Raw genomic sequence first — 23042 nt, 5'->3', positions numbered from 1 at the left:
ACAAACTCCTACTGTCGTCCACTCTGGATGGATTTACGGCCCGGGAGAAGTGCTCAATGAACTTGCGTAGAGACAGATCGCCGCTGCGGCGGCTACATTGAGCGACTCTTCGCCGCCCGGCTGGTCTATGCGGACCTTGAGCGCCGCTCTGCTCATGAGGTCGTCGCTGACGCCCTGCCCTTCGTGGCCCATGGCCCAGGCGCAAGGCATGGGTAGCTTCTGCTGGTGCAAAAAATCACCTTGATGCGAGCTGGTGACCACGATGGGGACCGCCAGCGCTCCAAGCGCTTCAAGCTCAATACCTTCCACCAATTGCAACGCGAAATGGGCGCCCATACCCGCGCGCAGCACCTTGGGCGACCAGAGCGCGGCGGAGCCTTTCAGGGCAATGATCTGCGTAAAACCGAATGCTGCTGCGCTGCGCAGAATGGAGCCGACATTGCCGGCATCCTGCACCCGGTCAAGGATGACGGATGCAGCGCCGGCTCTCAAGCTGGCTGCCGCAGGAAGATCCAACACAAAGCCCATGCGTGCGGGAGATTCCAGGCCGCTGATTTCAGGCAGCAACGCATCGGCGATCACTATGGTTTTGATAGCTGCCTGCGCCCATTCCATAGGGGCTATAGGCCAAAAAGACTCAGAAAATACAGCCAGGGCGGGCGCAAGGCCACGCGCCAGCGCAGCACGGCACAGGTGGTCACCTTCGAGCCACACACGGCCCTGCTTGCGGTAGGCCGTGCTGTCCTGGGACAGCTTGCGCAGGTCCTTGATCAGCGGGTTGTCGCGCGAAGTGATGTGCGTGACCGCGGCAGTAGACCCGGTGCCAGCAAAACTCACCGAAGAACCTCTGCCACCGGCGCGAATGACCGGCGGTGCTGGGGGCAGGCGCCATGCTCCCGCAAGGCGGCCAGGTGCTCTGCAGTGCTGTAGCCTTTGTGGTCTGCGAAGCCGTACTGCGGGTACTCGAGGTGAAATTCGGCGCACCAGCGGTCGCGGTGGACTTTGGCCAGGATGGAGGCAGCCGAAATGGATGGGACCAGCGCGTCGCCGCCCACTATGGCTTCAGACAAAATGACCAGCGTCGGCAGGCGATTGCCGTCCACGAGCACTTTGTTGGGTTTCAGGCGCAGGCCCTCCACCGCGCGCTTCATGGCCAGCATGGTGGCCTGCAGGATATTGATGCTGTCTATTTCTTCGGCGGTGGCCAGCGCGATCGAGCAGCACAGGGCCTTGGCGCGGATTTCGTCATAAAGCTTTTCGCGGCGCAGGGCCGTCAGCTTTTTTGAGTCAGCCAGCCCCTTGATTGGGTTCAATTCATCAAGGATGACGGCAGCGGCCACCACCGGGCCCATCAGGGGGCCGCGTCCGGCCTCGTCAACACCGGCCACCAGCCCGGGAATGTCCCAGGACAGCGCGGTTTGCTCAGCTTTCAAGAATTTGCTGGATCGCATCGGTCGCTAATGTTGAAGTATCCCGCTGCAACTCGGCATGCAGCGCGGCAAATCGTTGTTCCACGGCCGCTATTTTGGCAGGTGCCGATGATTTTGCCTCTATCCATTGCAGGACAGCCTCCGCCAGGGCCTCAGGTGTGGCTTCGTCCTGCAGAAGCTCTGGCACGACAAAATCCCGGCAGAGGATATTGGGCAGGCCGACCCAGGGTTGCAGCTTTTTGCGCCGCATGATCTGCCAGGACAGCCAGTTCATGTTGTAGGCGATCACCATCGGGCGCTTGAAGAGCGCTGCCTCCAGGGTGGCGGTGCCGCTGGCGATCAGGGTGACATCACAGGCCTCCAGGACTGTGTGAGACTGGCCGTCGGTGATCTGCACGTGCTCCAGCATGCCTGCTTCACTTGCAATCCGGAGGATCTGGTCTTTCAGTGCCGGAACTGCAGGCACTATCAATTTAATAGCTGATTGCGCCCGTTTTACAAGGGCTGCAGCCCGAAAAAACCTCAAGGCCAGGTACTGAATTTCCGATTTCCGGCTGCCCGGCAAGATGGCGATGACCGTATCCCCTTCGTCCAGCCCCAGCTTGCGCCTCGCAGCGGCACGGTCCGGTTGAGCCGGAATGACATTGGCCAGAGGATGCCCTACGTAGGTGGCGGAAATCCCGTGAGCGGCCAGCAAGGCGGGCTCAAACGGAAAGATGCACAGCACATGATCCACGCTGCGTTTGATTTTCTCAACGCGGTCAGCGCGCCAGGCCCAGATGGCCGGGCTCACAAAATGAACCGTCTTGATGCCTTGAGCCTTGAGCGCAGCCTCCAGGTCGAGGTTGAAATCGGGGGCATCCACTCCGACAAAGATATCAGGATGCTGGGCAAGCAGGCGCTGCTTGAGCTGCTCACGTATGCCCACGATCTCACGGTAGTGGCGCAACACCTCGACATAGCCGCGCACGGCCAGTTTCTCACTGGGCCACCACGCATCAAAGCCGCGTTTGGCCATCTGTGCTCCACCGATGCCACCGGAGGCAAGAGACGGCCAGCGGGCCTTGAGGCCATCGAGCAGCAAACCCGCCAGCAGGTCGCCTGAAGTTTCCCCCGCGACCATGGCCACTTCGGGTGCATCAAGGGCCGGCCGTGTGGCGGCGAGGCCGCCAGCCTCTCCACAGGCTGGCAGAGGGCTGGTCTCGAGAGACATGGGCCTTACCGGACGATGCCGCGTTGCGGCGAGGTTTGCGCGAGGAAGGAGAGCATCATCTCCACGTCGGGTGCTGATTCCGGGTGTTTAACTGTCAGCTCGGAAATGCGCGCACGGGCCTGGTCCAGCGTGAGATCCTCGCGGTACAGGGCCTTGTGCATGGCTTTGACTGAAGCAATGCGGTCGGGTGAAAAGCCGCGCCGGCGCAGCCCTTCGAAATTCATGGAGCGGGCTTCGGCCGGCTGGCCTTGCACCATGACAAAAGGCGGCAAATCGGCAAACAACAAAGAGCACATCGCCGTCATGCTATGTGCGCCCAGCCTCACGAACTGATGTACCACCGTGAATCCGCCCAGGATTACCCAGTCGCCCACATGCACATGGCCGGCCAGTTGGGAATTGTTGGCGAAAATAGTGTTATTGCCCACCGAGCAGTCATGCGCCAGATGTACGTAAGCCATGAGCCAGTTGTCGTCACCGACACGCGTCACGCCACTGTCGCCGGGGGAACCGATATTGAATGTGCAGAACTCACGAATCGTGTTGCGGTCACCAATCACCAGTTCACACGGCTCACCCGCATATTTTTTATCTTGCGGAATCGCACCCAGCGAATTGAACTGGAAGATTCTGTTGTCCCGCCCTATGGTGGTATGGCCTTCGATGACGCAGTGCGCACCGATGGTGGTGCCGGCGCCAACCTTCACATGGGGGCCGATGACCGTGTAAGGCCCGACGCTCACTGACTCATGAAGCTGGGCTTGCGGGTCCACAATCGCCGTGGCATGAATACCCGGCGTGGAAGGAGGTGCAGTCATGTCGCGTTGGCCTTGATCTTCACAATCAGGCTCATGCGATCGTACGCATGGTGCACATCAGCTCGGCTTCGCAGGCAATCGTGTCGCCGACGCGGGTCACGCCCTTGAACTTGAAAATGCCGGCCTTCATGCGGTCCAGCGTGACATCCATGATCAGCTGGTCGCCAGGCTCAACCGGGCGCTTGAAGCGCGCGCCATCTATGCCGGCGAAGTAATAAACGGTCTTGTCGTCGGGCGTTACGCCCAGTGTTTCAAAGGCCAGCAAGGCGGCGGCCTGCGCCATGGCTTCAAGCATCAGCACGCCGGGCATGACCGGGTGATGGGGAAAGTGCCCCATAAAAAAAGGCTCGTTGATCGTGACGTTCTTGAGCGCCTTGATGCTTTTGCCTTTTTCAATTTCGAGTACGCGGTCCACCAGCAGGATGGGATAGCGGTGCGGAAGCTGCTTGAGAATTTGGTGGATGTCCATCATGATTTTTCTTGAATGTGTCCTGAATACAGAAGGGCTTTTTCAACCTGCCGGAGGCGCTCGCGAAACGTGTGAAGCTGCTTGAGCGTCGCGGCATTTTTCTCCCAGACAGCATTGTCGTCGATGGGAAAGAGCCCGGTGTAGTTTCCGGGCTTCAAAATCGACCGTGTTACCACGGACGCAGCCGAGATGTGAACGCCGTCAGCCAGCGTCAAATGACCCAGCACGATCGCGCCACCGCCTACTGTGCAATGGGCGCCTATGGTGGCGCTGCCCGCAACGCCGGCGCAACCGGCCATGGCGGTATGCTTGCCCACGCGGACGTTGTGCCCGATCTGCACCAGGTTGTCGAGCTTGACGCCGTCTTCCAGCACCGTGTCTTGCAACGCTCCGCGATCAATGCAGGTGTTGGCCCCAATCTCCACGTCATTGCCGATCTGCACACCACCCAGTTGCTCGATCTTGACCCACTCCCCCTGGTGAGGTGCGAAACCAAAACCGTCGGCGCCAATCACCGCGCCCGGATGCACAATGCAACGATCTCCCAGGCGGCAGCCGTCCGCCACGGTGACCCGAGCCGACAGCCGGGTTCCGGCGCCGATCTGCGCATGCCTGCCAACGACACAATGCTCCGCAATGCGCGCGCCCTCCCCAATGATCGCACCCTCCCCGATGCAGGCAAATGCGCCAATCGACACGCCGGGTGCCAAAGCGGCGCCAGGATCAATGAAAGCGCTGGGATGGATATGTGGCGCGCCCTGGGGCGCTTGCCGCTGCTTCCAGAACTGGGTAACCAGCGCAAACGCATGGTATGGGTCATTCACCACGATGCAGGCTCCCCGGCTGACGGCAGCCTCGCGTGCAGCAGGCGCCACAATGACGCAAGCCGCAGCGGACTGCGAGAGCTTGGAGAGGTATTTGGGGTGACTGAGGAAACTCAGGTCGTTGGGGCCAGCGGCTTCCAGGGTGGAAAGCCGTTCGATCAGTGCACCGGGATCACCAATCAGCTCGACATTGATGGAGCTGGAGAGGAACCCGGCGATATCGGCAAGACGGAGTGTCACACTGCGCCTGCCGTTCTCAAAATGGTGATCGTGCTGAACACCCCGAGGATCAACGGGAAGCGTTCAGTGCCTTGATCACCTTGTCGGTGATGTCATGCTTGGGATTGACGTAAACCGACTCCTGAAGAATCAGATCGTACTTTTCGGTCTCGGCCAGGGTCTTCACGACCTTGTTCGCGCGCTCGATCACCTGCTGAAGCTCTTCATTCTTGCGGGTGTTCAGGTCTTCCTGGAACTCGCGGCGCTTGCGCTGGAAATCCCGGTCCTGGTCCACCAGCTGCTTTTGCCGTGAAACGCGCTGGCTTTCAGGAAGCGTGGGGGCATCACGTTCAAATTTATCCGACAGCGTTTTCAGCTGAGTCGCAATGTCGTTCAACTCTTTCTCACGCTTGCTGAACTCCTGCTCCAGCTTGGTCTGGGCGGCTTTTGCCGAGTTGGCTTCGCGGAAAATCCGGTCCAGATTGACAATTCCGACCTTGAACTCCTGCGCGCTCGCTGAAAAACCCGCCAATGCAATGGCAAGGCCCAGGAAAATTTTGATTGAAAAATGCTTCATTAGAAAGATGTACCAATTTGGAATTGCAACCGCTCTATTCTATCGCCTGGCCGTTTGCGCAGCGGCGTCGCAATGGCGATGCGCAAAGGTCCCACGGGGGAAATCCAGCTGATGCCAACACCCGTGGAAACCCGCAGGTCATTCACGCGGAAGCTCTCTTTATCACCAAAAACGTTTCCGGCATCCACAAACCCGTAAAGACGCAAAGTACGGTCATTACCCGCACCAGGAAACGGCGCAATGAGCTCTGCATTGAGGGTCAGCTTCTTCGGCCCACCGATGGCAAGATCAGACGCGTCCCGCGGGCCTAGTGAGCCCTGCTCGAAGCCGCGCACGGAACCAAGCCCGCCCGAATAGTAGTTCTTGAAGAGGGGATAAGGCTGACCACTCAGCCCCTTACCCCAGCCCAACTCACCATTCAGGGCGACCGTGAACTGCTTGTTGAGCGGAATATATTGCTGAATCTGGTAATTGGCCCGCACAAACTTGAGGTCACCGGCAACACCCCAGTCACCATACACGCGCTGGTAACGGCCAGCGGTAGGAACAAGCGCGCTGTCGCGTGTATCACGGGACCAACCGACGGTCAGTGGGATCGAATCACTTTTGTAGCCAAACTGGTTTGCGAAGTTCAGGTAGCTGACTGGCAGGTTGGTACCCGGCACAACCGTCAATTGCTCGTACCCTGTACCGAAATAAACCGTATCGTTTTCGGTAAATGGCACACCGAACCGGATGCTCGCGCCCCGTGTCTTCAGGCTGTAGTCACCACCCTGTCCGGAGGTAGGCTTCGATGTGCGGTCATAGACATCAATAGTGCGCGAAATGCCATCAGCCGTGAAATACGGGTCAATGGTGCTCAATACAATCTGGCGATTTGATTTGCTGGTGTTGACTTCAACGCCCAGGTAATTGCCAGAACCAAAAACGTTTTCCTGTTTGATGCCGAACAGGAGCGAGACACTGTCCGCGCTGGAGTAACCCGCACCAAGCTGTAGATTACCGGTCGCCTTTTCGGTCACATTGACTGTAATGTCGACCTGGTCCGAAGTGCCGGTCACTTCCTGCGTGTCTACATTCACATCCGTAAAGAACCCCAGACGGTCAACACGATCACGCGAGAGCCGGATTTTGTCGCCGTCGTACCAGGAAGATTCGAACTGGCGGAACTCCCGACGTACGACTTCATCGCGCGTCCGGTTGTTTCCCGCCACGTTGATACGCCGCACATAGGCACGGCGGGACGGTTCTGCCTGAAGCACAAACGCCACGCGGTTATTGACACGGTCGATTTCGGGTACTGCCTCAACGCGGGCGAAGGCAAAACCAAAAGTACCGAAATAATCACTGAACGCCTTGGTGGTTTCAGCGACCTGGTCGGCGTTGTAAGCCTCTCCCGGTTCAATTTTCACCAGCGTCTTGAATTCTTCTTCACGGTTCAGGTAGTTGCCTTCAAGTTTGACCCCGGACACCACAAAACGCTCGCCCTCGGTCACATTGACGGTGATGGCAATGCTCTGCTTGTCGGGCGAGATGGCGACCTGGGTTGAGTCAATCTTGAATTCCAGATAACCACGTGAAAGATAGTAGGAGCGCAGCGTTTCAATGTCCGCATTGAGCTTGGTGCGCGAATAGCGATCCGACTTGGTGTACCAGCTGAGCCAGCCTCCAGTGTCAAGGTCAAATAAATTCAGGAGCGTAGACTCACTGAACGCCTTGTTGCCCGTAATACGGATTTCCTTGATTTTCGCGACATCACCTTCGGTAACGCTGAAAGTCAGGTTGACGCGGTTGCGTTCAATCGGCGTCACCGTCGTGACAATCTCGACACCGTACAAACTCTTGTTGATGTACTGGCGCTTGAGCTCCTGCTCAGCCTTGTCGGCAAGCGCCTTGTCAAAAGGCTGCCCATCCGAAATCCCCGCTTCGCGAAGCGCTTTCTTGAGTGCATCCTTGTCGAATTCCTTGGCACCGACGAAATCGACATCAGCTACCGTAGGACGCTCTTCAACAATCACGACAAGCACATCGCCGCTGACTTCAAGCCTCACATCCTTGAACAGGCCCAGGCCGAAAAGTGCGCGAATGGCTGTCGAACCCTTGTCGTCGTTATAAGTTTCACCGACACGAAAGGGCAATGAAGCAAAAATGGTTCCGGGCTCAACTCGCTGCAAGCCCTCTACCCGGATATCACGCACTGTGAATGGATCAACGGCCCAAGCGGAACTGGCTGCAAAAAGACCGGCGGCGATGGCACAAACTGCACGAACCTTGAAGCGATTTATTTGTTTTTGCATGAAATGTATGGAATTAGCCCAAAAGCCGGGTGACATCGTTAAACAGGGCAACGCACATCATGCCCAGCAGGATAGCAACGCCACCGCGCTGCAACCGGTCCATCCAGGCGTCGGAAACGCCCCGGCCGGTGATCCCCTCCCAAAGATAATACATCAGGTGTCCCCCATCCAGAACCGGTAACGGGAGTAAATTCAGGACACCCAGACTCACACTGATGAGAGCCAAAAACAGCAAATAGCTGCTCCATCCCAAGCTGGCAGACTTTCCGGCGTAGTCCGCAATGGTCAGAGGGCCGCTCAGGTTTTTTAGCGAGGCCTCGCCGATGACCATTTTCCCCATCATCCGGAGCGTAAGCAGCGAAACCTGCCAGGTACGAACAGCACCTTGCCACAAACCATCGAGGAGGCCATAGCGCACCGTGACAAATTCTGGCGGGGCGCCCACGTAAGCCTCAATACGGGGCACCATGGTCCCGTTCACCGGTTTGAGTTCAGGCGTCACCTGCAATACCAGGGGAGCGCCGGCCCGGTCGATTTTCCAGGTTTGCGGGATAAGGGCTGCGCCGCCACTCCCACCCGGTGCACGGGCAGATGTACGAATCACCTCGCGCAACTGTTGCCCATCGACAATGGCCGTCTCGCCAATACGCAGCACGAGATCACCCGCGCGCAAGCCGGATTTTTCAGCGCCCCCCCCAGGTACGACCTCCCCAACCACGGGACGAGTCCAGGGGCCGAGAATGCCAATTCGCCTGAACAGCTCGGCGTCGGCTTCGGGAGCACCCAGGGTACTGAGCGCCAACCGCACGGTTTGACCTGGAGCGTCACCATCGCGGCCAAGCACCATGGTGATATCGCGGCCGTCAAGGGCACCTTGGGTGAGCCTCCAGCGCAGGTCTTCAAAAGAGTTCACGGACTCCAGCTCGTCACCTTCAAAAGCGGCCTGCTGAACCGTCTCACCGCCGCTCAAGCCGGCCTTTTCGGCGAGCGAGCCCATTACAGGGCTGGCCAAAATAGCTTTGGGTTCCTGCAAGCCGCTCCAGTTGACGATCGCGTACAGCAGTACGGCCAACAGCAGATTGGCGGCCGGGCCGGCGGCGACCACGGCGGTGCGCGACCTCAACGGCTGGGTATTAAAAGCCAGATGGCGCTCGGATGAGTCCACGGGGGCCTCGCGCTCATCCAGCATCTTGACGTATCCCCCCAGCGGCAGCATGCCGATGGAAAATTCTGTGGGTTTGTTTTTCAGCCGCCAGCTATAGATCGGCTTGCCAAATCCGATGGAAAATTTCAGGACCTTGATCCCGCATGCCACCGCAACACGGTAATGGCCGTACTCATGCACCGCGATCAGGATGCCCAGGGTCACTACAAAGGAGATCAGGGTCAACAGCATGTCATGCCTCCAGTTTCCCGGCAATTTGAACGGCCATGCGGCGCGCTTGCTCGTCCAGTGCCAGCAGACTTTCGATATCAGTTACCTGAGAGAGGGCGACGGCCTCCAAAGTTGCATGATTTACACGGTGGATATGGTCAAACCGGATTTGCCTGTCCAGGAACGCGGCAACAGCGACTTCATTGGCTGCGTTCAGCACCACGCAAGTGCCCGACGGCGCACGCAGACTCTCCCAAGCCAAAGGCAGGCAGGGAAAGCGTTGAAAGTCCGGGACCTCGAACGTCATAGCGGCCATGCGGGCGAAGTCCAGGCGCGCCGTGCCGCTTTCGATGCGCTCCGGCCAGGACAGGCCATAGGCAATCGGCACCCGCATATCGGGCGTACCCAGTTGGGCCATCACCGATGCGTCATGGAACTGCACCATCGAATGGATGATTTGCTGTGGATGGATCACCACCTCGATCTGCTCCGGCACGACACCAAACAGGTACTTGGCCTCGATCACCTCCAAAGCCTTGTTCATCATCGTGGCTGAATCCACCGAAATCTTGCGACCCATGGAAAAATTGGGGTGCACGCAGGCCTGCTCGGGCGTTACGTCGCACAGAGTTGCCGGATCACGAGCGCGAAAAGGACCGCCCGACGAGGTCAGCATGATTTTTTCGATGCGCCGGGGCCACACCGCCGGGTCTTCGGGCAACGACTGGAAAATGGCCGAATGCTCACTGTCAATAGGCAGCAACCGGGCACCCCCTTCCCGCACCGCCCGCATAAACACTTCGCCGCCGACGACGAGGGCCTCCTTGTTGGCGAGCAGCAGGCGCTTGCCCGACTTTGCGGCCGCCATGCACGGGCCCAACCCGGCAGCGCCCACAATGGCGGCCATCACGGTATCCACTAACTCGTGCGATGCTATCATTTCGAGAGCATCTTGCGCCCATAGAATCTGCACCGGAAGCTGATTTGCCTTGATCTTCTCCGCCAGCAAACGGGCATGCGGCTCACTTGCCATCACCGCGTATTGGGGTTTGAATTGTGCGCACTGCGCCAGCATCAAGTCCGTTTGGGTTGCCGCGCTGAGGGCAAACACCTCAAAGCGTTCGGGGTGGCGGGCGATGACGTCAAGCGTGTTGACACCAATGGATCCCGTGGAACCCAAAACGGTCACACGCTGCTTTTCAAAGGACATACGGGAGCAAAGCCTAAAAGGTAACCAGCATCATCGCCAGGGGCAGTGTGGGCAGCAGCGCATCGACCCGATCGAGTACACCGCCATGGCCCGGCAGCAGCCCGCTGGAGTCCTTCACCCCGGCGCTGCGTTTGATGAGAGACTCGACTAGGTCCCCCACCACACTCATCGCGGCCAGGAAAATCACTGCCAGCAGCATGACAGCCATACCGTGACGGTCGGCCAGGCGGCTATAGAGCGTGCTGTCGGCCCAAAAACCGCCGCCTATGCCCATGCGACCGAGCCAGACCCAGGCAAACGCCAGCACCACCACACCGGCCATGCCGCCCCAGACGCCCTCCCAGCTTTTCCCCGGGCTGATCGAGGGGGCCAGCTTGCCCTTGCTGAACCGCCCCCCCAGCGTGCGGCCGGCAAAGTAGGCAAAGATATCAGCCACCCAGACCAGCAGCAGCACAGATAGTAAAAAATCAATGCCCGCCACACGGGCCTGGGCCACGGCCAGCCATGCGACCAGCAAGGCCGCCAGGCCACCCGACAGTCGAACGAGCTTGGGTATGCGAGGCCAGCCGGCCACGCCGTTGCGAAGCAACCAACCGCCGGCAAGCACCCATGCGGCACCCGCAGCCGCCCAGAGAAACGGAAGGGGCTTTGCAAGCAGGCCGCCGTACCACGCCAGCGCGCAAAGCCCGACACAAACGGCGGCGAACCCCAGGCTGCCCGCCTGCCCGAATGCATTCAAACGGCCCCACTCCCAGGCACCGGCAGCAATCAACAGCAGCGCCACCGCGCAAAAGGGTTCAGGTGTTTTGTAAAAAAGGGCAGGCAGCAAAATAGCCAGAAGGACAATCGCTGTGATCACGCGCTGTTTAAGCATCAGGCAGCCTTTGTGTTTTCGTTGGTACTGCGGCCGCTAACCTGCGCGGAAGTCTTGCCGAAACGCCGTTCGCGGGTGCGAAAAACGGCAATCGCCTCGTCCAGCGCCGCCTCGTCAAATTCAGGCCACAATTTGTCGGAGAAATGCAGCTCCGAATAAGCTGCCTGCCACAGCAAAAAATTGCTGATCCTCAACTCACCGCCGGTGCGAATCAGCAGATCCGGATCCGGCACATGCGCCAGCGCCATCTCCCTGTCCAGCGATAGTTCGGTAATGGCCTCACCACGAACAGCCAGCCTGTTGGCGGCCTGGGCAATGTCCCAACGGCCACCGTAGTTGAAACACACATTAAAAATCAGCCGCTGGTTGGCCGATGTGTCGAGTTCCGCTTGCGCAAGCCCGGCCTGGACTTTTTCGGAGAGCCGGGTGCGATCACCGACAAAACGCAGCTGCACACCGTTGGCATTCAGGCTTGGCACTTCTTTCGAGAGGGAATAGGCCAATAGCTCCATCAACCCCGACACTTCTTCGGCCGGGCGGTTCCAGTTCTCCGAAGAAAAGGCGAAAACCGTGAGGACGCTGATGCCGCGATCCAGACAGGCCTGAACACAGCGGCTGAGCGAATCAACGCCCTGCTTGTGGCCGGCGATGCGGGGCAAAAACCGTTTGGTGGCCCACCGGCCGTTGCCGTCCATGACGATGGCTACATGGTTAGGGACGACGGTGGAACTTGTTGGAACCATGTCAGCGGTCAGAGGCCGTACGGTGCGCCGCACCAGGCCGCGCGGGCAGGAAACAAGCGCGGGACCAACCGCCTTTTCAAGCAGGGGCCGCGGAACCGGCTTTGCCGGGCCGCAGGCGCAGCGGCCCCCGAGGGGCTGGAACCTGCGGCTCTAAAGCTGCTTGAGCAGCTTTGGACAGGCGACAGAGGCAAAGCGTCTCGCGAGCCGCGGCCTGCAAGGCCTCGGGCGCTACACGCAGTGAGCAACCGTGGGGGCAATCTACACCGCCATGATGTCTTGTTCCTTGCCGGCGACCAGTTTGTCGACTTCGGCAATGAAACGGTCCGTGAACTTCTGGATGTCTTCCTGCGACCGGCGCTCATCGTCCTCGGAAGCGAGCTTGTCCTTGACAAGCTTCTTGACGCCATCATTAGCGTCACGGCGCAAATTGCGAATGGCCACCTTGGCATGCTCTCCTTCCGCGCGCACGACTTTGGTGAGTTCCTTGCGGCGCTCTTCGGTCATCGCCGGCATGGGTACGCGGATCAGGTCACCCTGCGCAGCAGGATTGAGCCCCAGGTCCGAATCACGGATGGCTTTTTCGATCTTGGCACCCATGCCCTTTTCCCAGGGCGAGACACTGATGGTGCGGGCATCGAGCAGCGACACATTAGCCACCTGGCTGATCGGCACCATGGAGCCGTAGTAATCAACATGCACGGTATCGAGCAAACCGGGGTTGGCGCGTCCCGTGCGGATCTTGGTCAGGCTATTTTTGAACGAGTCAATGGACTGCTGCATCTTTTGCTCTGCCAGCTGCTTGATTTCAACAATGCTCATGGTCGAATCTCCGGATTTTTATAGCAAAAAGGAACAAGCCCGGCAGCGGCTCAGACGTGAACCAGGGTTCCTTCGTCCTCACCCTGCACAACGCGCTTGAGGGCGCCGTGCTTGAAAATACTGAATACCTTGATGGGGAGCTTCTGGTCACGGCACAACGCGAAAGCGGTGGCATCCATGACTTCCAGGTTTTTGCCCATCGCCTCATCAAAAGTGATGTTGGTGTAGCGTGTGGCCTTCGGGTCTTTCTTGGGGTCGGCAGTGTACACACCGTCGACCTTGGTGGCCTTGAGTACGATTTCCGCGCCAATCTCCGCGCCACGCAGCGCGGCCGCCGTGTCGGTGGTGAAAAACGGATTGCCGGTACCTGCTGCAAAAATGACGACCTTGCCCTCTTCGAGGTACTGCAAGGCTTTGGGGCGGACATAGGGCTCGACCACGCGCTCAATGCCAATGGCCGACATGACACGAGCGATGAGCCCGGCCTTGTCCATGGTGTCGCCCAAAGCCAGGGCATTCATCACGGTGGCCAGCATGCCCATGTAATCGGCGGTGGCGCGGTCCATGCCGACCGATCCGCCGGCCACACCGCGGAAGATGTTGCCGCCACCAATCACCACCGCCACTTCGACACCCATGCGGGTAACTTCGGCGATCTCTTCGACCATGCGCACGATAGTGGCGCGGTTGATGCCGAAGGCGTCGTCGCCCATCAAGGCCTCACCTGACAGTTTTAACAAGATTCGCTTGTAGGCTGGCATGTGAGGGGCTTTCTGTAGTTGAAGTGAACTGGAGTTTAGCGGCCTTCCGGCTGTGCAGAGGTGCTTAAGCGCCTTTGGCGGCTGCGACCTGGGCGGCGACTTCAGCGGCGAAATCATCCACTTTCTTGTCGATGCCCTCGCCCACCACGTACAGCGTGAAGGACTTGATCGTCGTCGCTTTTTCCTTGAGCATCTGCTCAACGGTCTGCTTGTCGTTCTTGACGAAAGTCTGGTTGTACAGGCTGACTTCCTTCAGGTACTTTTGCACGCCGCCTTCGATACGCTTTGCAACAATTTCAGCGGACTGCACGGGCTTGCCTTCGGCCTGGGCCTTGGCTGCGTCTTCAGCAGCCTTGGCGGCGGCGACTGAGCGCTCCTTGGCGACCAGCTCGGCCGGCACTTCGGCGCTGGACAGCGACACGGGCTTCATGGCTGCCACATGCATGGCAACATCTTTGGCGGCAGCTTCGTCACCTTCGAATTCCACGACCACGCCTATACGCGTGCCATGCAGGTAAGAGGCCAGCTTGCTGCCGGTAAAACGCTTGAAGCGGCGCACGCTCATGTTCTCACCGATCTTGCCGATCAGGCCCTTGCGCACGTCTTCCACCGTTGGGCCGAAGCCGTCCAGCGTGAGAGGCATGGCGCCAACGGCTTCCAGGTCTGCCGGGTTGTTCTTGACGATACCTTCGGCCACGGCCTTGGTGAAAGCCAGGAAGCTGTCGTTCTTGGTCACGAAGTCGGTTTCGCAGTTGATCTCAACCAGCGCGCCCACATCGCCTTCACGGTGCGCAGCCACCACACCTTCGGCGGTAACGCGGGAAGCAGCCTTGCCGGCCTTGCTGCCGAGCTTGACGCGCAGGATTTCCTCTGCTTTTTCGAAGTTGCCTTCTGCCTCGGTCAGTGCTTTCTTGCACTCCATCATTGGGGCGTCGGTCTTGGCGCGCAGTTCAGCGACCATGCTTGCAGTAATTGCCATTTTGATTCTCCGTTTTGTCGTTTTTGACCCGCTGGAAGCGATCAATTCGCACCCAGCTTTTCGTTAGGTTGTGAAAAAGGGGCTACGCGAGCCCCTTTTTCGCGTCTGGCGCAGAGCCGAAAACTATCAGGCGGCTGCGTTTTCCACTTCCACGAACTCATCCGAGCTTTCAGCCGAAACCGCCTTGACGACGTCGTTCACGGCATTGGCGCGGCCTTCCAGGATCGCGTCGGCGATACCGCGGGCATACAGGGCGACAGCCTTGGAGGAGTCATCGTTGCCAGGGATCACGTAATCGATGCCAATAGGCGAGTGGTTGGAGTCAACCACACCGATCAGGGGGATGCCGAGCTTCTTGGCTTCCAGAATCGCGATTTTGTGGAAACCCACGTCGATCACGAAAATGGCGTCCGGCAGAGCGTTCATGTCCTGAATGCCGCCGATGTCTTTTTCAAGCTTTTCGATTTCGCGCTTGAAGGTGAGCTGTTCTTTTTTGCTGATGGAATCGAGGCCGGCTTCCTGCTGGGCCTTCATTTCCTTCAGGCGCTTGATGGAGGTCTTGACCGTCTTGAAGTTGGTCAGCATGCCACCTAGCCAGCGCTGGTCAACATAGGGAACACCGGCGCGCTTGGCTTCGGTGGCGACGATTTCGCGAGCCTGGCGCTTGGTGCCCACCATCAGGATGGTGCCGCGGTTGGCGGACAGCTGCTTGGCGAACTTCATCGCTTCCTGGTACATCGGAAGCGATTTTTCCAGGTTGATGATGTGAATACGGTTGCGATGACCGAAGATGTACGGGGCCATCTTGGGGTCCCAGAAGCGGGTTTGGTGTCCGAAATGAACGCCTGCTTCCAGCATTTCGCGCATAGTGGTCGACATAGGAATACTCCAAAAGGTTGTGTCTAAAATCAGCGCTTATCGTTCCGTTTACCTCTTTCGAGATTTCCGGAACAACACCTTGAGTGGCTGATTTGCGATTTGCCCTGCAAATAACAAAATCGTCATTTGCAAAGCCTGTCGAGTATAACACCCTCCCGCCTCATGAGCCAGATGCCCCCTTCAGGCGACCTTCATGCCACTCGCCAGGCCATGGCAATGGGCCAGGCCTCTCCCCAGCTGGTTTTTGAACAAGCCCGGGCCAGGGCCCTCAGCGATGCCTGCCGTCATGTGTTCATGCCGGGAACCCCTCAAACCCTTGCTGAAACCGTAGGAAATTCCGTTTCGGATCCTGCGGGCCTTCTTGCCGGCATTCCGGTGTCGGTCAAGGACTTGTTCGATGTGGCAGGGCAGACCACCGCAGCCGGATCCACCGTGCTGGCTGCGGCCGCGCCCGTCGGGGAAAGCTGCCCGGCCGTGGCCCGCCTGCATGCCGCTGGCGCCACGTTCGTGGGACGGACCAACATGGTCGAATTTGCCTTCTCGGGCGTCGGCATCAACCCGCACTACGGGACACCCGTCAATCCTGCTGACCCAAAAATAGCGCGGATCCCGGGGGGGTCGTCCTCTGGTGCGGCAGTTTCGGTGGCTACAGGTGCCGCTCTGGTCGGGCTCGGCTCAGACACCGGCGGCTCGATACGTATCCCGGCGGCACTTTGCGGCATCGTCGGGTTCAAAAGTACCGCGCGTCTGGTGCCCACGGAGGGTGCCATCCCCTTGTCCCCCAGCCTCGACACCGTGTGCGCCCTCACCCGCTCAGTGCGTGATGCGATCACGGTGCACGAGGTTCTGGCGGCACGCAAGGTCCGGCTGGCTGGCAAGCCCCTGGCATCCTGCCGCCTTGCTGTCGCCCGCACCGTGATGCAGGACCTCCTGGACAACACTGTCGCCGAAGCGTTTGGGCGCACCCTGAGGGTACTCCGCCAGGCGGGTGCGCATATCGAAGAGGTCGGCCTGGAGGAAATCGCCGACCTGGCGACCATCAACGCCACCGGGGGCCTCTCAGCCGCGGAAAGCTATGCCTGGCACCGCACATTAATCGCCAGGCGCCAGGCCGAATACGACCCGCGCGTGGCCTTGCGCATCCTGCGCGGTGCGGGCATGAGTGCGGCCGACTACATTGACCTGCTAGCCGCCCGCAAGGCCTGGATCGCCCGCATGGAAGCTCGCCTGCAAGGCTTTGATGCAGTGCTCTCGCCCACCGTCCCCATCGTCGCGCCGCCGATTGCCGGCCTGCTGGGCGACGACACCGAGTTCTTCCGGGTCAATGGCCTGCTGCTGCGCAACACCTCCGTGGTTAACATGCTCGACGGTTGCGCCATCTCCCTGCCCTGCCATACACCCGGCCAGCTCCCCGTGGGCCTGATGCTGTGGCATGCGGCCCTGCATGATGATGCGGTGCTGGACCTGGCTCTGCAGGTAGAAGCTGCCATGACGAATTCACTATAAAAACAATAGCTGCTGGCGCCCATTTCCATTGGTCTACAGCCTTTTCTTATAAAAATGAACAAAAAGAACTCTCCCGCCACACGACCTTTGGCCGCCCTGCATGACCGCAGGAGCCTCACATGAAGGTTGCCGTCATTGGCGCCGGCATCATCGGCATCACCACAGCTTACGAACTGGCCCTGGACGGCCATGAGGTCACCGTCTTTGAGCGCCGCGGCGCCGCGGCCGAGGAAACCAGCTTTGCCAACGCCGGCCTGGTCGCGCCCGGGTATGTCACGCCCTGGGCCGCGCCGGGCATGCCGGGCAAGGTCATCAGCCACCTGTTCAGCCATCACGCACCGGTCAAGCTCGGCCTGCCGCTGTCGGGCCGCGACCTGGCATGGATATGGAAGTGGTTCCGCGCCTGCAAGCTCGAAACCTACCTGGCCAACCGCGCACGCATGCAGCGCCTGGCTTTCTACAGCCGCGAAAGGCTGCATCACCTGACAGCGGAACTGGAGCTCGAGTACGACGGCAGTCCCGGCTACATGGTGCTGCTGCGCTCCGAAAAAGACGCCAGGCTGGTGCAACCGGGCCTGGCCGTGCTGCGAGACGCAGGCGTGGTGTTCAAGGAAATTGGCCCCGACGAGGTACGCAAGATCGAGCCTGCGCTGAGCACGGACACCGACTTCCTGGGAGCAATCCACCTGCCCCATGACGAGGTGGCCAATTGCCGCCAGTTTGCCCTCCTGCTGAAGAACGAGGCTCAGCGCATCGGCGTTATTTTCGAGTTCAATAGGGCTGTAGCCCAAATGGAACGAGCGCAAGCAGCTAGCATTTTGATAGCGGGCGAGACCAACCCGCGCAGCTTCGACCGTGTGGTCATGTGTGCCGGCCTGGCTTCCGCCGAGCTCCTGAGGCCGCTGGGCCTGAAGATTCCCATGGCTGCGGTTTATGGGTACTCCATCAGCGCGCCGATTCGCGAACCGCTGAACGCCCCGCGCAGCGCGCTGATGGACGAGCGCTACAAGGTCGCGATTTCCCGGCTGGGCAACCGTGTGCGCGTGGCGGGCAGTGCCGAAATCGGCGGCACGCTTGACAACAAGCGGGCGTCGTCGATCCAGACGCTCTACAAGGTGCTGCACGACTGGTTTCCGGGCGCGGCCCAGCTCTCCAACACTGGGGCGAGCGTGCAGGAGTGGAAAGGTGCCCGCCCCATGCTGCCCGACGGCCCACCCGTCATCGGCGATAGCGGCATTCCCGGCCTGTGGCTCAACCTCGGACATGGCTCCAGCGGCTGGGCTCTCAGCTGCGGCAGCGCGCGGGTACTGGCCGACCTGATGGCCGGGAAAAACGCGGACATCGACATGGAAGGCCTTGGCGTCAGCCGCCTGGGTTGAAGGACTCCAGCCCTCCCCCAAAAAGCCCGGTCTGCCGCGCTTTTTTGTTTTGAGGGACGCACAATCGGGCGATGCGAAAAATTTCCAGTGCCCGTAGCGAGCCGCTTCACAGCGTAGCGGCCACGCGTGAACTTGAACGGCATGCCGCCGCGGAGCTGCCGCCTCACACGCTGATGCAGCGGGCCGGCCTCTCGGTGGCGCGCCTGGCGCTGGCCCTGGCGCCGCATGCGCAGCGCATCTGGATCGCCTGCGGCCCCGGCAACAACGGCGGCGACGGTTTTGAGGCCGCCATGCACCTGCACCGGTGGGGCAAAACGGTGGTCCTGACCTGGACCGGCCCGTCCGCCGGCAAAACCAGCCTGCCGCCCGATGCCCATGCCTCGCGCGAACGCGCCGTCGCCGCGGGCGTGCCCATGGCGGAGCAGCCCCCTGGTGACTTTGATTTCTGCATCGATGCGCTGTTGGGTATAGGCGGCGCTCTGAATCCTGACCATCCAGGTACGGCCCTGATGCTGGCGTGGCTGGCGCACATGCAGGCCAGCGGCATGCCGCGGCTGGCGGTGGACATGCCGACCGGGCTGAATGCGGACACCGGATCAGCTACAAATTTGATAGCTGCTCGCGCCCATTCGACAAGGAGCACAACCACTTTTACCTTAAGCCTTTTAACCCTGAAAACCGGGCTGTTCACGGCCAGCGGCAAGGATTGGGCGGGCCAGGTGTGGTTTGATGATCTTGGCATACGGGAAGGGCAACCCAGTGCCCCCAGCCGCACGGACGCCTGGCTGCTGGGCGCCGACCAGGCCCTGCAGTCGCCCCGTTCAGCCAACGCGCATGCCAGCCATAAAGGCAGCTTTGGCGACGTGGCCGTGCTGGGGGGCGAGTCCACCGCCCAGAGCCACATGGCGGGCGCCGCGCTGCTGGCGGCGCGTGCCGCCCTGCATGCCGGTGCCGGCCGCGTTCTGGTGGCGCTGCTTGGCAACCCGGCCATTACCGTCGATCCGCAGCAGCCGGAGCTGATGTTCCGCGCGCCCGAGGCGTTGGACCTCGCGCAGCAAGTGGTGGTGTGCGGCTGCGGCGGTGGCGATGCCGTCAAGGCCGTGCTGGCCACGGTGCTGTCTACAGCCCGGCGCCTGGTGCTGGATGCCGATGCGCTCAACGCCATTGCCGGTGACACGCAATTCCAGACGCAACTTGCCGCCCGGCAAGGCCGTGGCTACTCCACGGTGCTGACACCGCACCCTCTGGAAGCTGCCCGGCTGGCCGGGACCACAGCTGCTGCGGTTCAGTCCGACCGCCCGGCATCGGCCCGGCAGCTTGCCGAACGGTTCCAGTGCGTGGTGGTGCTCAAGGGTTCTGGAACGGTGATCGCAGCGCCAGGCCGCAGCAGCGCCATCAACAGCACCGGCAACGCCCTGCTGGCCACGGCCGGCACCGGTGATGTGCTGGCGGGCATGGTGGGCGCACGGCTGGCCGAAGGGTTGAATGCATTTGAGGCCGCATGCCATGCGGTATTTGCCCATGGCCGTCTGGCCGACGACTGGGCTGCCGGGGACACCGGACGGATCCTGACGGCCTCAACACTGGCGCTTGCACAAGCAACTACGGCAGCGAGCGCGCCAGATGCTGCTAAACCAGAATCATCAGCGCGATTTGAACCAGGACAATGAGCACCAGCGCGGACAAATCCACGCCGCCCACCATCGGGATTACGCGGCGCAGAGGTGCCAGCAAAGGCTCGGTCAGGCGCCCCAGCAACGCATAAGCGGACGAGCCGGGCTGCACCCACGAAAGAATGGCAAAACCCAGGACCAGGATCAACAGGGTTTGCAGTGCCACACGGATCAGCATCTTCAATGCAAACGACAGGAGCGTCAGCAAAGCTAAAGGTCCGATGCCTGCAGCCCAAGGGGTGCCGCCCAGCAGCAAACCAAACAACAGCCCCCACAGTAAGGCATAAGCAACTGCCAGCAGCGCGGCCGCCAATATGCTGGCCCAGTCCACCCGGGACTGCATCGCCGACCTGGGCAGCACGCGGCGCAAAGGTTTGACCAGCCAATCGGTCACCGCCATCACAAAGCTGCCGGGCTGGGACGTCATGTTGACCCTGACCCAGTTCATCCAGGCCCGCAGCAAGGCCGCTGCGATCAACAGGAAGAACAGCGTCTCAAGCAGGAAGGACAGAATGCGGATCAGCATGGGCAAGCGGTCTTGGCCGTGGCAACAGAAGAAGGAAAAATAAAACGGACGGCAGGAAATTGCACGGCTTCAGGGCTTTCCTAGCGGCGCGGCTTCTTGCCCTGCTTGCGGCCCGGGCTGCCCGCAGCTTTCTTGACAGCGGCCTTGAGAGCCTGGATAGGCGATTTGGGCGCCCTTTCACTGCTGCCTGCGCTGCGGCTGGCCGCCGCGCTGCCGCCGCGGCCACTTGAACGTGACTCCGACCGCTTCCCGGCGCTCTTGCTGCCCGCCTTGCCGGTTCGGGGTTCCGCCGCGTGGCGCGTAGCACCGCGCTCCTGCGCCGGCAATTCCGCTGCATGGCCGCCCGTCTTGTCCTTCATGGCGCGGCCGACCAGATCCTGGCCCTCATTCACCAGGCGAAAGTCAATCTTGCGGCCATCCAGGTCCACCCGGCTGACCTGCACGCGCACCCGCGTGCCAATCGCATAGCGAATGCCGGTGCGCTCGCCGCGCAACTCCTGGCGGGCCTCATCGAATCGGAAGTATTCGCCGCCTAGTTCGGTGATGTGCACCAGGCCTTCAACGTACATCGCGTCCAGCGTGACGAAGATGCCGAAGCCGGTGGCTGCCGTGACGACGCCGCCGAATTCCTCGCCCAGATGCTCGCGCATGTACTTGCACTTGAGCCAGGCCTCCACGTCGCGGCTGGCCTCGTCGGCGCGGCGCTCGTTGGCGCTGCAATGCAGGCCGGCAGCCTGCCAGGCGAGTTCGTCGGCACTGGCTTTTTTCGGCTTTTGGGTCGGTTCCTTGACACGCGCGGCCAGGCGTTTGGACAACTTGGCCTCGGCTTCGCCCGGCGTGGGCAGGACCGGCAGCTGGTACTTGGCTTTGTTCAGAACCGCCTTGATCACGCGATGCACCAGCAAATCGGGATAGCGCCGGATGGGGCTGGTGAAGTGCGTGTAAGCCTCATACGCCAGGCCGAAATGGCCGCTGTTCATCGGCGTGTAGATGGCTTGCTGCATGGAGCGCAGCAGCATGGAGTGAATCTGCTGCGCGTCCGGGCGGTCTTTGGTGGCGATGGCAATCTTCTGGAACTCTCCCGGCTCCGGATCGTCGCTAATGGTCATGCCGATGCCGGCCGCCTTCAGGTAGTTGCGCAGCATCTCCTTCTTCTCGGGGGTCGGGCCTTCGTGCACGCGGTACAGGCCCACATGCTTGCTCTGGGCAATGAAGTCCGCGGAACAGACGTTGGCGGCCAGCATGGCTTCTTCGATCAGGCGGTGTGCCACATTGCGGGTGCGAGGTACGATTTTTTCAATCCGGCCGGCTTCGTCGCAAACAATCTGGGTTTCGGTGGTTTCAAAGTCCACTGCGCCGCGTTCACCACGCTCCTTGAGCAGCGCCTGGTACACATCATGCAAATCGAGCAAATGCGGCACCAGTGCCTTGCGCTGCGCGGCTTCGGGGCCGCGCGTGTTGGCCAGAATGGCAGCCACTTCGGTATAGGTAAAACGCGCCTGGCTGAACATCACCGCCGGGTAGAACTGGTAGGCGTGCACCTCACCTTTGGCATTGACCAGCATGTCGCAAACCATGCACAGGCGCTCGACATTGGGGTTGAGCGAACAAAGGCCATTGGAAAGTTTTTCCGGCAGCATCGGGATCACGCGGCGCGGGAAATACACGCTGGTGGCGCGGTCATAGGCGTCAACATCGATGGCGCTGCCGGTTTCCACATAGTGGCTCACGTCGGCAATGGCCACCAGCAGGCGCCAGCCCTTTCCGCGCCCCACTTTGGCGGGCTCGCAATAAACGGCGTCATCAAAGTCGCGGGCATCCTCACCGTCGATGGTGACCAGCGGCACGTCTGTCAAGTCAATGCGGTGTTTCTTGTCAGCAGGCCGCACGGCATCCGGAAGGGCGCGGGCCAGGGCCAGCGCTTCATCACTGAATTCATGCGGCACGCCGTACTTGCGCACGGCGATTTCGATTTCCATGCCGGGATCGTCGATTTCGCCGAGCACCTCCTTGACGCGGCCTACCGGCTGGCCAAACAGTGCCGGCGGCTCGGTAAGCTGCACCACCACGACCTGGCCGGCCTTGGCCGATCCGGTGGCACCCTTCGGAATCAGTACGTCCTGGCCGTAGCGCTTGTCTTCGGGTGCTACCAGCCAGACGCCGCTCTCCTGCAGCAGGCGGCCGATGATGGGGTTGGAAGAGCGCTCAATGATCTCTGTCACGCGGCCTTCTGGCCGGTTTTTGCGGTCGTGCCGCACGATGCGCGCCTTGACGCGGTCCTTGTGCAGGACCGCGCGCATTTCGTTGGGCGGCAGGTAAATATCCGCCTCGCCGTCATCGCGTAATACGAAACCGTGGCCGTCGCGATGGCCGGAAACCGTGCCCTCGAATTCAGCGAGCAAACCGGATGAGTGAGCGGACGATCCGCCCGGATGGGAGTGAGTTGTTTTGATAGAAAGTCTCTTTTCGTT

General features: G+C 60.6%; 21 protein-coding genes. 3 read left to right on the top strand and 18 right to left on the bottom strand.

Annotated features, from left to right (window positions below; all coding sequences use genetic code 11):
* Nucleotides 1–33: 33 nt before the first annotated feature.
* The 16 genes from ACQ4MS_RS18155 to rpsB all read right to left on the bottom strand — a co-directional run bounded on the left by ACQ4MS_RS18155 (nt 34) and on the right by rpsB (nt 15487).
* Nucleotides 34–837, bottom strand: coding sequence for a TrmH family RNA methyltransferase (locus ACQ4MS_RS18155; RefSeq protein ID WP_431096014.1), 804 nt, complete (start codon nt 835–837; stop codon nt 34–36).
* Nucleotides 834–1451 carry a ribonuclease HII gene (gene rnhB, locus ACQ4MS_RS18150; protein ID WP_431096013.1) on the bottom strand — a complete coding sequence of 206 codons (618 nt, stop codon included), beginning with the start codon at nt 1449–1451 and terminating at the stop codon, nt 834–836. Before rnhB ends, ACQ4MS_RS18155 begins: the two co-directional genes overlap by 4 nt.
* Complete coding sequence (gene lpxB / locus ACQ4MS_RS18145; protein WP_431099616.1) at nt 1423–2553, bottom strand: lipid-A-disaccharide synthase; 1131 nt, start codon at nt 2551–2553, stop codon at nt 1423–1425. Before lpxB ends, rnhB begins: the two co-directional genes overlap by 29 nt.
* Before the next feature lie 95 nt (nt 2554–2648).
* A complete protein-coding gene (gene lpxA / locus ACQ4MS_RS18140) occupies nt 2649–3461 on the bottom strand; it encodes an acyl-ACP--UDP-N-acetylglucosamine O-acyltransferase (protein WP_431096012.1) in 813 nt (270 codons plus the stop codon).
* Between the two features lie 31 nt (nt 3462–3492).
* Entirely contained in the window at nt 3493–3933 is a 441-nt protein-coding gene (gene fabZ, locus ACQ4MS_RS18135) for a 3-hydroxyacyl-ACP dehydratase FabZ (protein ID WP_122956731.1), read from the bottom strand.
* Nucleotides 3930–4994, bottom strand: a complete 1065-nt coding sequence (gene lpxD, locus ACQ4MS_RS18130; protein ID WP_431096011.1) for a UDP-3-O-(3-hydroxymyristoyl)glucosamine N-acyltransferase — start codon at nt 4992–4994, stop codon at nt 3930–3932. The genes fabZ and lpxD overlap by 4 nt, the downstream gene beginning before the upstream one ends.
* Before the next feature lie 49 nt (nt 4995–5043).
* Nucleotides 5044–5550 (bottom strand): OmpH family outer membrane protein, encoded by a 507-nt coding sequence (locus tag ACQ4MS_RS18125; RefSeq protein ID WP_431096010.1) that lies wholly within the window; start codon nt 5548–5550, stop codon nt 5044–5046.
* Nucleotides 5550–7847: an outer membrane protein assembly factor BamA gene (bamA, locus tag ACQ4MS_RS18120; RefSeq protein WP_431096009.1), complete on the bottom strand. Its 2298-nt coding sequence runs from the start codon at nt 7845–7847 to the stop codon at nt 5550–5552. The genes ACQ4MS_RS18125 and bamA overlap by 1 nt, the downstream gene beginning before the upstream one ends.
* A 13-nt stretch (nt 7848–7860) precedes the next feature.
* Complete coding sequence (rseP, locus tag ACQ4MS_RS18115; RefSeq protein ID WP_431096008.1) at nt 7861–9243, bottom strand: RIP metalloprotease RseP; 1383 nt, start codon at nt 9241–9243, stop codon at nt 7861–7863.
* 1 nt (nt 9244) lies between these two features.
* The gene (ispC, locus tag ACQ4MS_RS18110; RefSeq protein ID WP_431096007.1) at nt 9245–10432 is read right to left on the bottom strand and encodes a 1-deoxy-D-xylulose-5-phosphate reductoisomerase; all 1188 of its coding nucleotides are present in this window, start codon (nt 10430–10432) and stop codon (nt 9245–9247) included.
* 13 nt (nt 10433–10445) lie between these two features.
* Nucleotides 10446–11306: a phosphatidate cytidylyltransferase gene (locus ACQ4MS_RS18105; protein WP_431096006.1), complete on the bottom strand. Its 861-nt coding sequence runs from the start codon at nt 11304–11306 to the stop codon at nt 10446–10448.
* The gene (gene uppS / locus ACQ4MS_RS18100) at nt 11306–12049 is read right to left on the bottom strand and encodes a polyprenyl diphosphate synthase (protein ID WP_431096005.1); all 744 of its coding nucleotides are present in this window, start codon (nt 12047–12049) and stop codon (nt 11306–11308) included. The genes ACQ4MS_RS18105 and uppS overlap by 1 nt, the downstream gene beginning before the upstream one ends.
* A 258-nt stretch (nt 12050–12307) precedes the next feature.
* Complete coding sequence (gene frr / locus ACQ4MS_RS18095; RefSeq protein ID WP_431096004.1) at nt 12308–12868, bottom strand: ribosome recycling factor; 561 nt, start codon at nt 12866–12868, stop codon at nt 12308–12310.
* A gap of 50 nt (nt 12869–12918) precedes the next feature.
* Nucleotides 12919–13629, bottom strand: coding sequence for a UMP kinase (pyrH, locus tag ACQ4MS_RS18090; RefSeq protein WP_036838012.1), 711 nt, complete (start codon nt 13627–13629; stop codon nt 12919–12921).
* Between the two features lie 64 nt (nt 13630–13693).
* Nucleotides 13694–14608: a translation elongation factor Ts gene (gene tsf / locus ACQ4MS_RS18085; RefSeq protein WP_431096003.1), complete on the bottom strand. Its 915-nt coding sequence runs from the start codon at nt 14606–14608 to the stop codon at nt 13694–13696.
* 126 nt (nt 14609–14734) lie between these two features.
* Entirely contained in the window at nt 14735–15487 is a 753-nt protein-coding gene (gene rpsB / locus ACQ4MS_RS18080; protein ID WP_431096002.1) for a 30S ribosomal protein S2, read from the bottom strand.
* 162 nt (nt 15488–15649) lie between these two features.
* On the opposite strand from rpsB, the gene ACQ4MS_RS18075 reads away from it, so the two are divergent.
* The 3 genes from ACQ4MS_RS18075 (at nt 15650) to ACQ4MS_RS18065 (ending at nt 20042) form a co-directional block, all read left to right on the top strand.
* On the top strand, nt 15650–16993 hold the full coding sequence (locus ACQ4MS_RS18075; RefSeq protein WP_431096001.1) for an amidase: 1344 nt from the start codon (nt 15650–15652) through the stop codon (nt 16991–16993).
* Between the two features lie 119 nt (nt 16994–17112).
* Nucleotides 17113–18372 (top strand): D-amino acid dehydrogenase, encoded by a 1260-nt coding sequence (locus tag ACQ4MS_RS18070; RefSeq protein ID WP_431096000.1) that lies wholly within the window; start codon nt 17113–17115, stop codon nt 18370–18372.
* A gap of 71 nt (nt 18373–18443) precedes the next feature.
* Nucleotides 18444–20042: an NAD(P)H-hydrate dehydratase gene (locus ACQ4MS_RS18065; RefSeq protein ID WP_431095999.1), complete on the top strand. Its 1599-nt coding sequence runs from the start codon at nt 18444–18446 to the stop codon at nt 20040–20042.
* Here the strand turns inward: ACQ4MS_RS18065 and ACQ4MS_RS18060 are convergent.
* Nucleotides 20002–20571, bottom strand: a complete 570-nt coding sequence (locus ACQ4MS_RS18060; RefSeq protein WP_431095998.1) for a YggT family protein — start codon at nt 20569–20571, stop codon at nt 20002–20004. The genes ACQ4MS_RS18065 and ACQ4MS_RS18060 overlap by 41 nt on opposite strands.
* Nucleotides 20572–20651: 80 nt before the next feature.
* The gene (rnr, locus tag ACQ4MS_RS18055; RefSeq protein ID WP_431095997.1) at nt 20652–22973 is read right to left on the bottom strand and encodes a ribonuclease R; all 2322 of its coding nucleotides are present in this window, start codon (nt 22971–22973) and stop codon (nt 20652–20654) included.
* Nucleotides 22974–23042: the final 69 nt, after the last annotated feature.

The sequence above is a fragment of the Polaromonas aquatica genome (genome assembly GCF_050626995.1).
Lineage (GTDB): Bacteria > Pseudomonadota > Gammaproteobacteria > Burkholderiales > Burkholderiaceae_C > Polaromonas > Polaromonas aquatica_A.
Note: the sequence above shows the minus strand (reverse complement) of the source record. Positions and strands in the feature narration are given on the sequence as shown.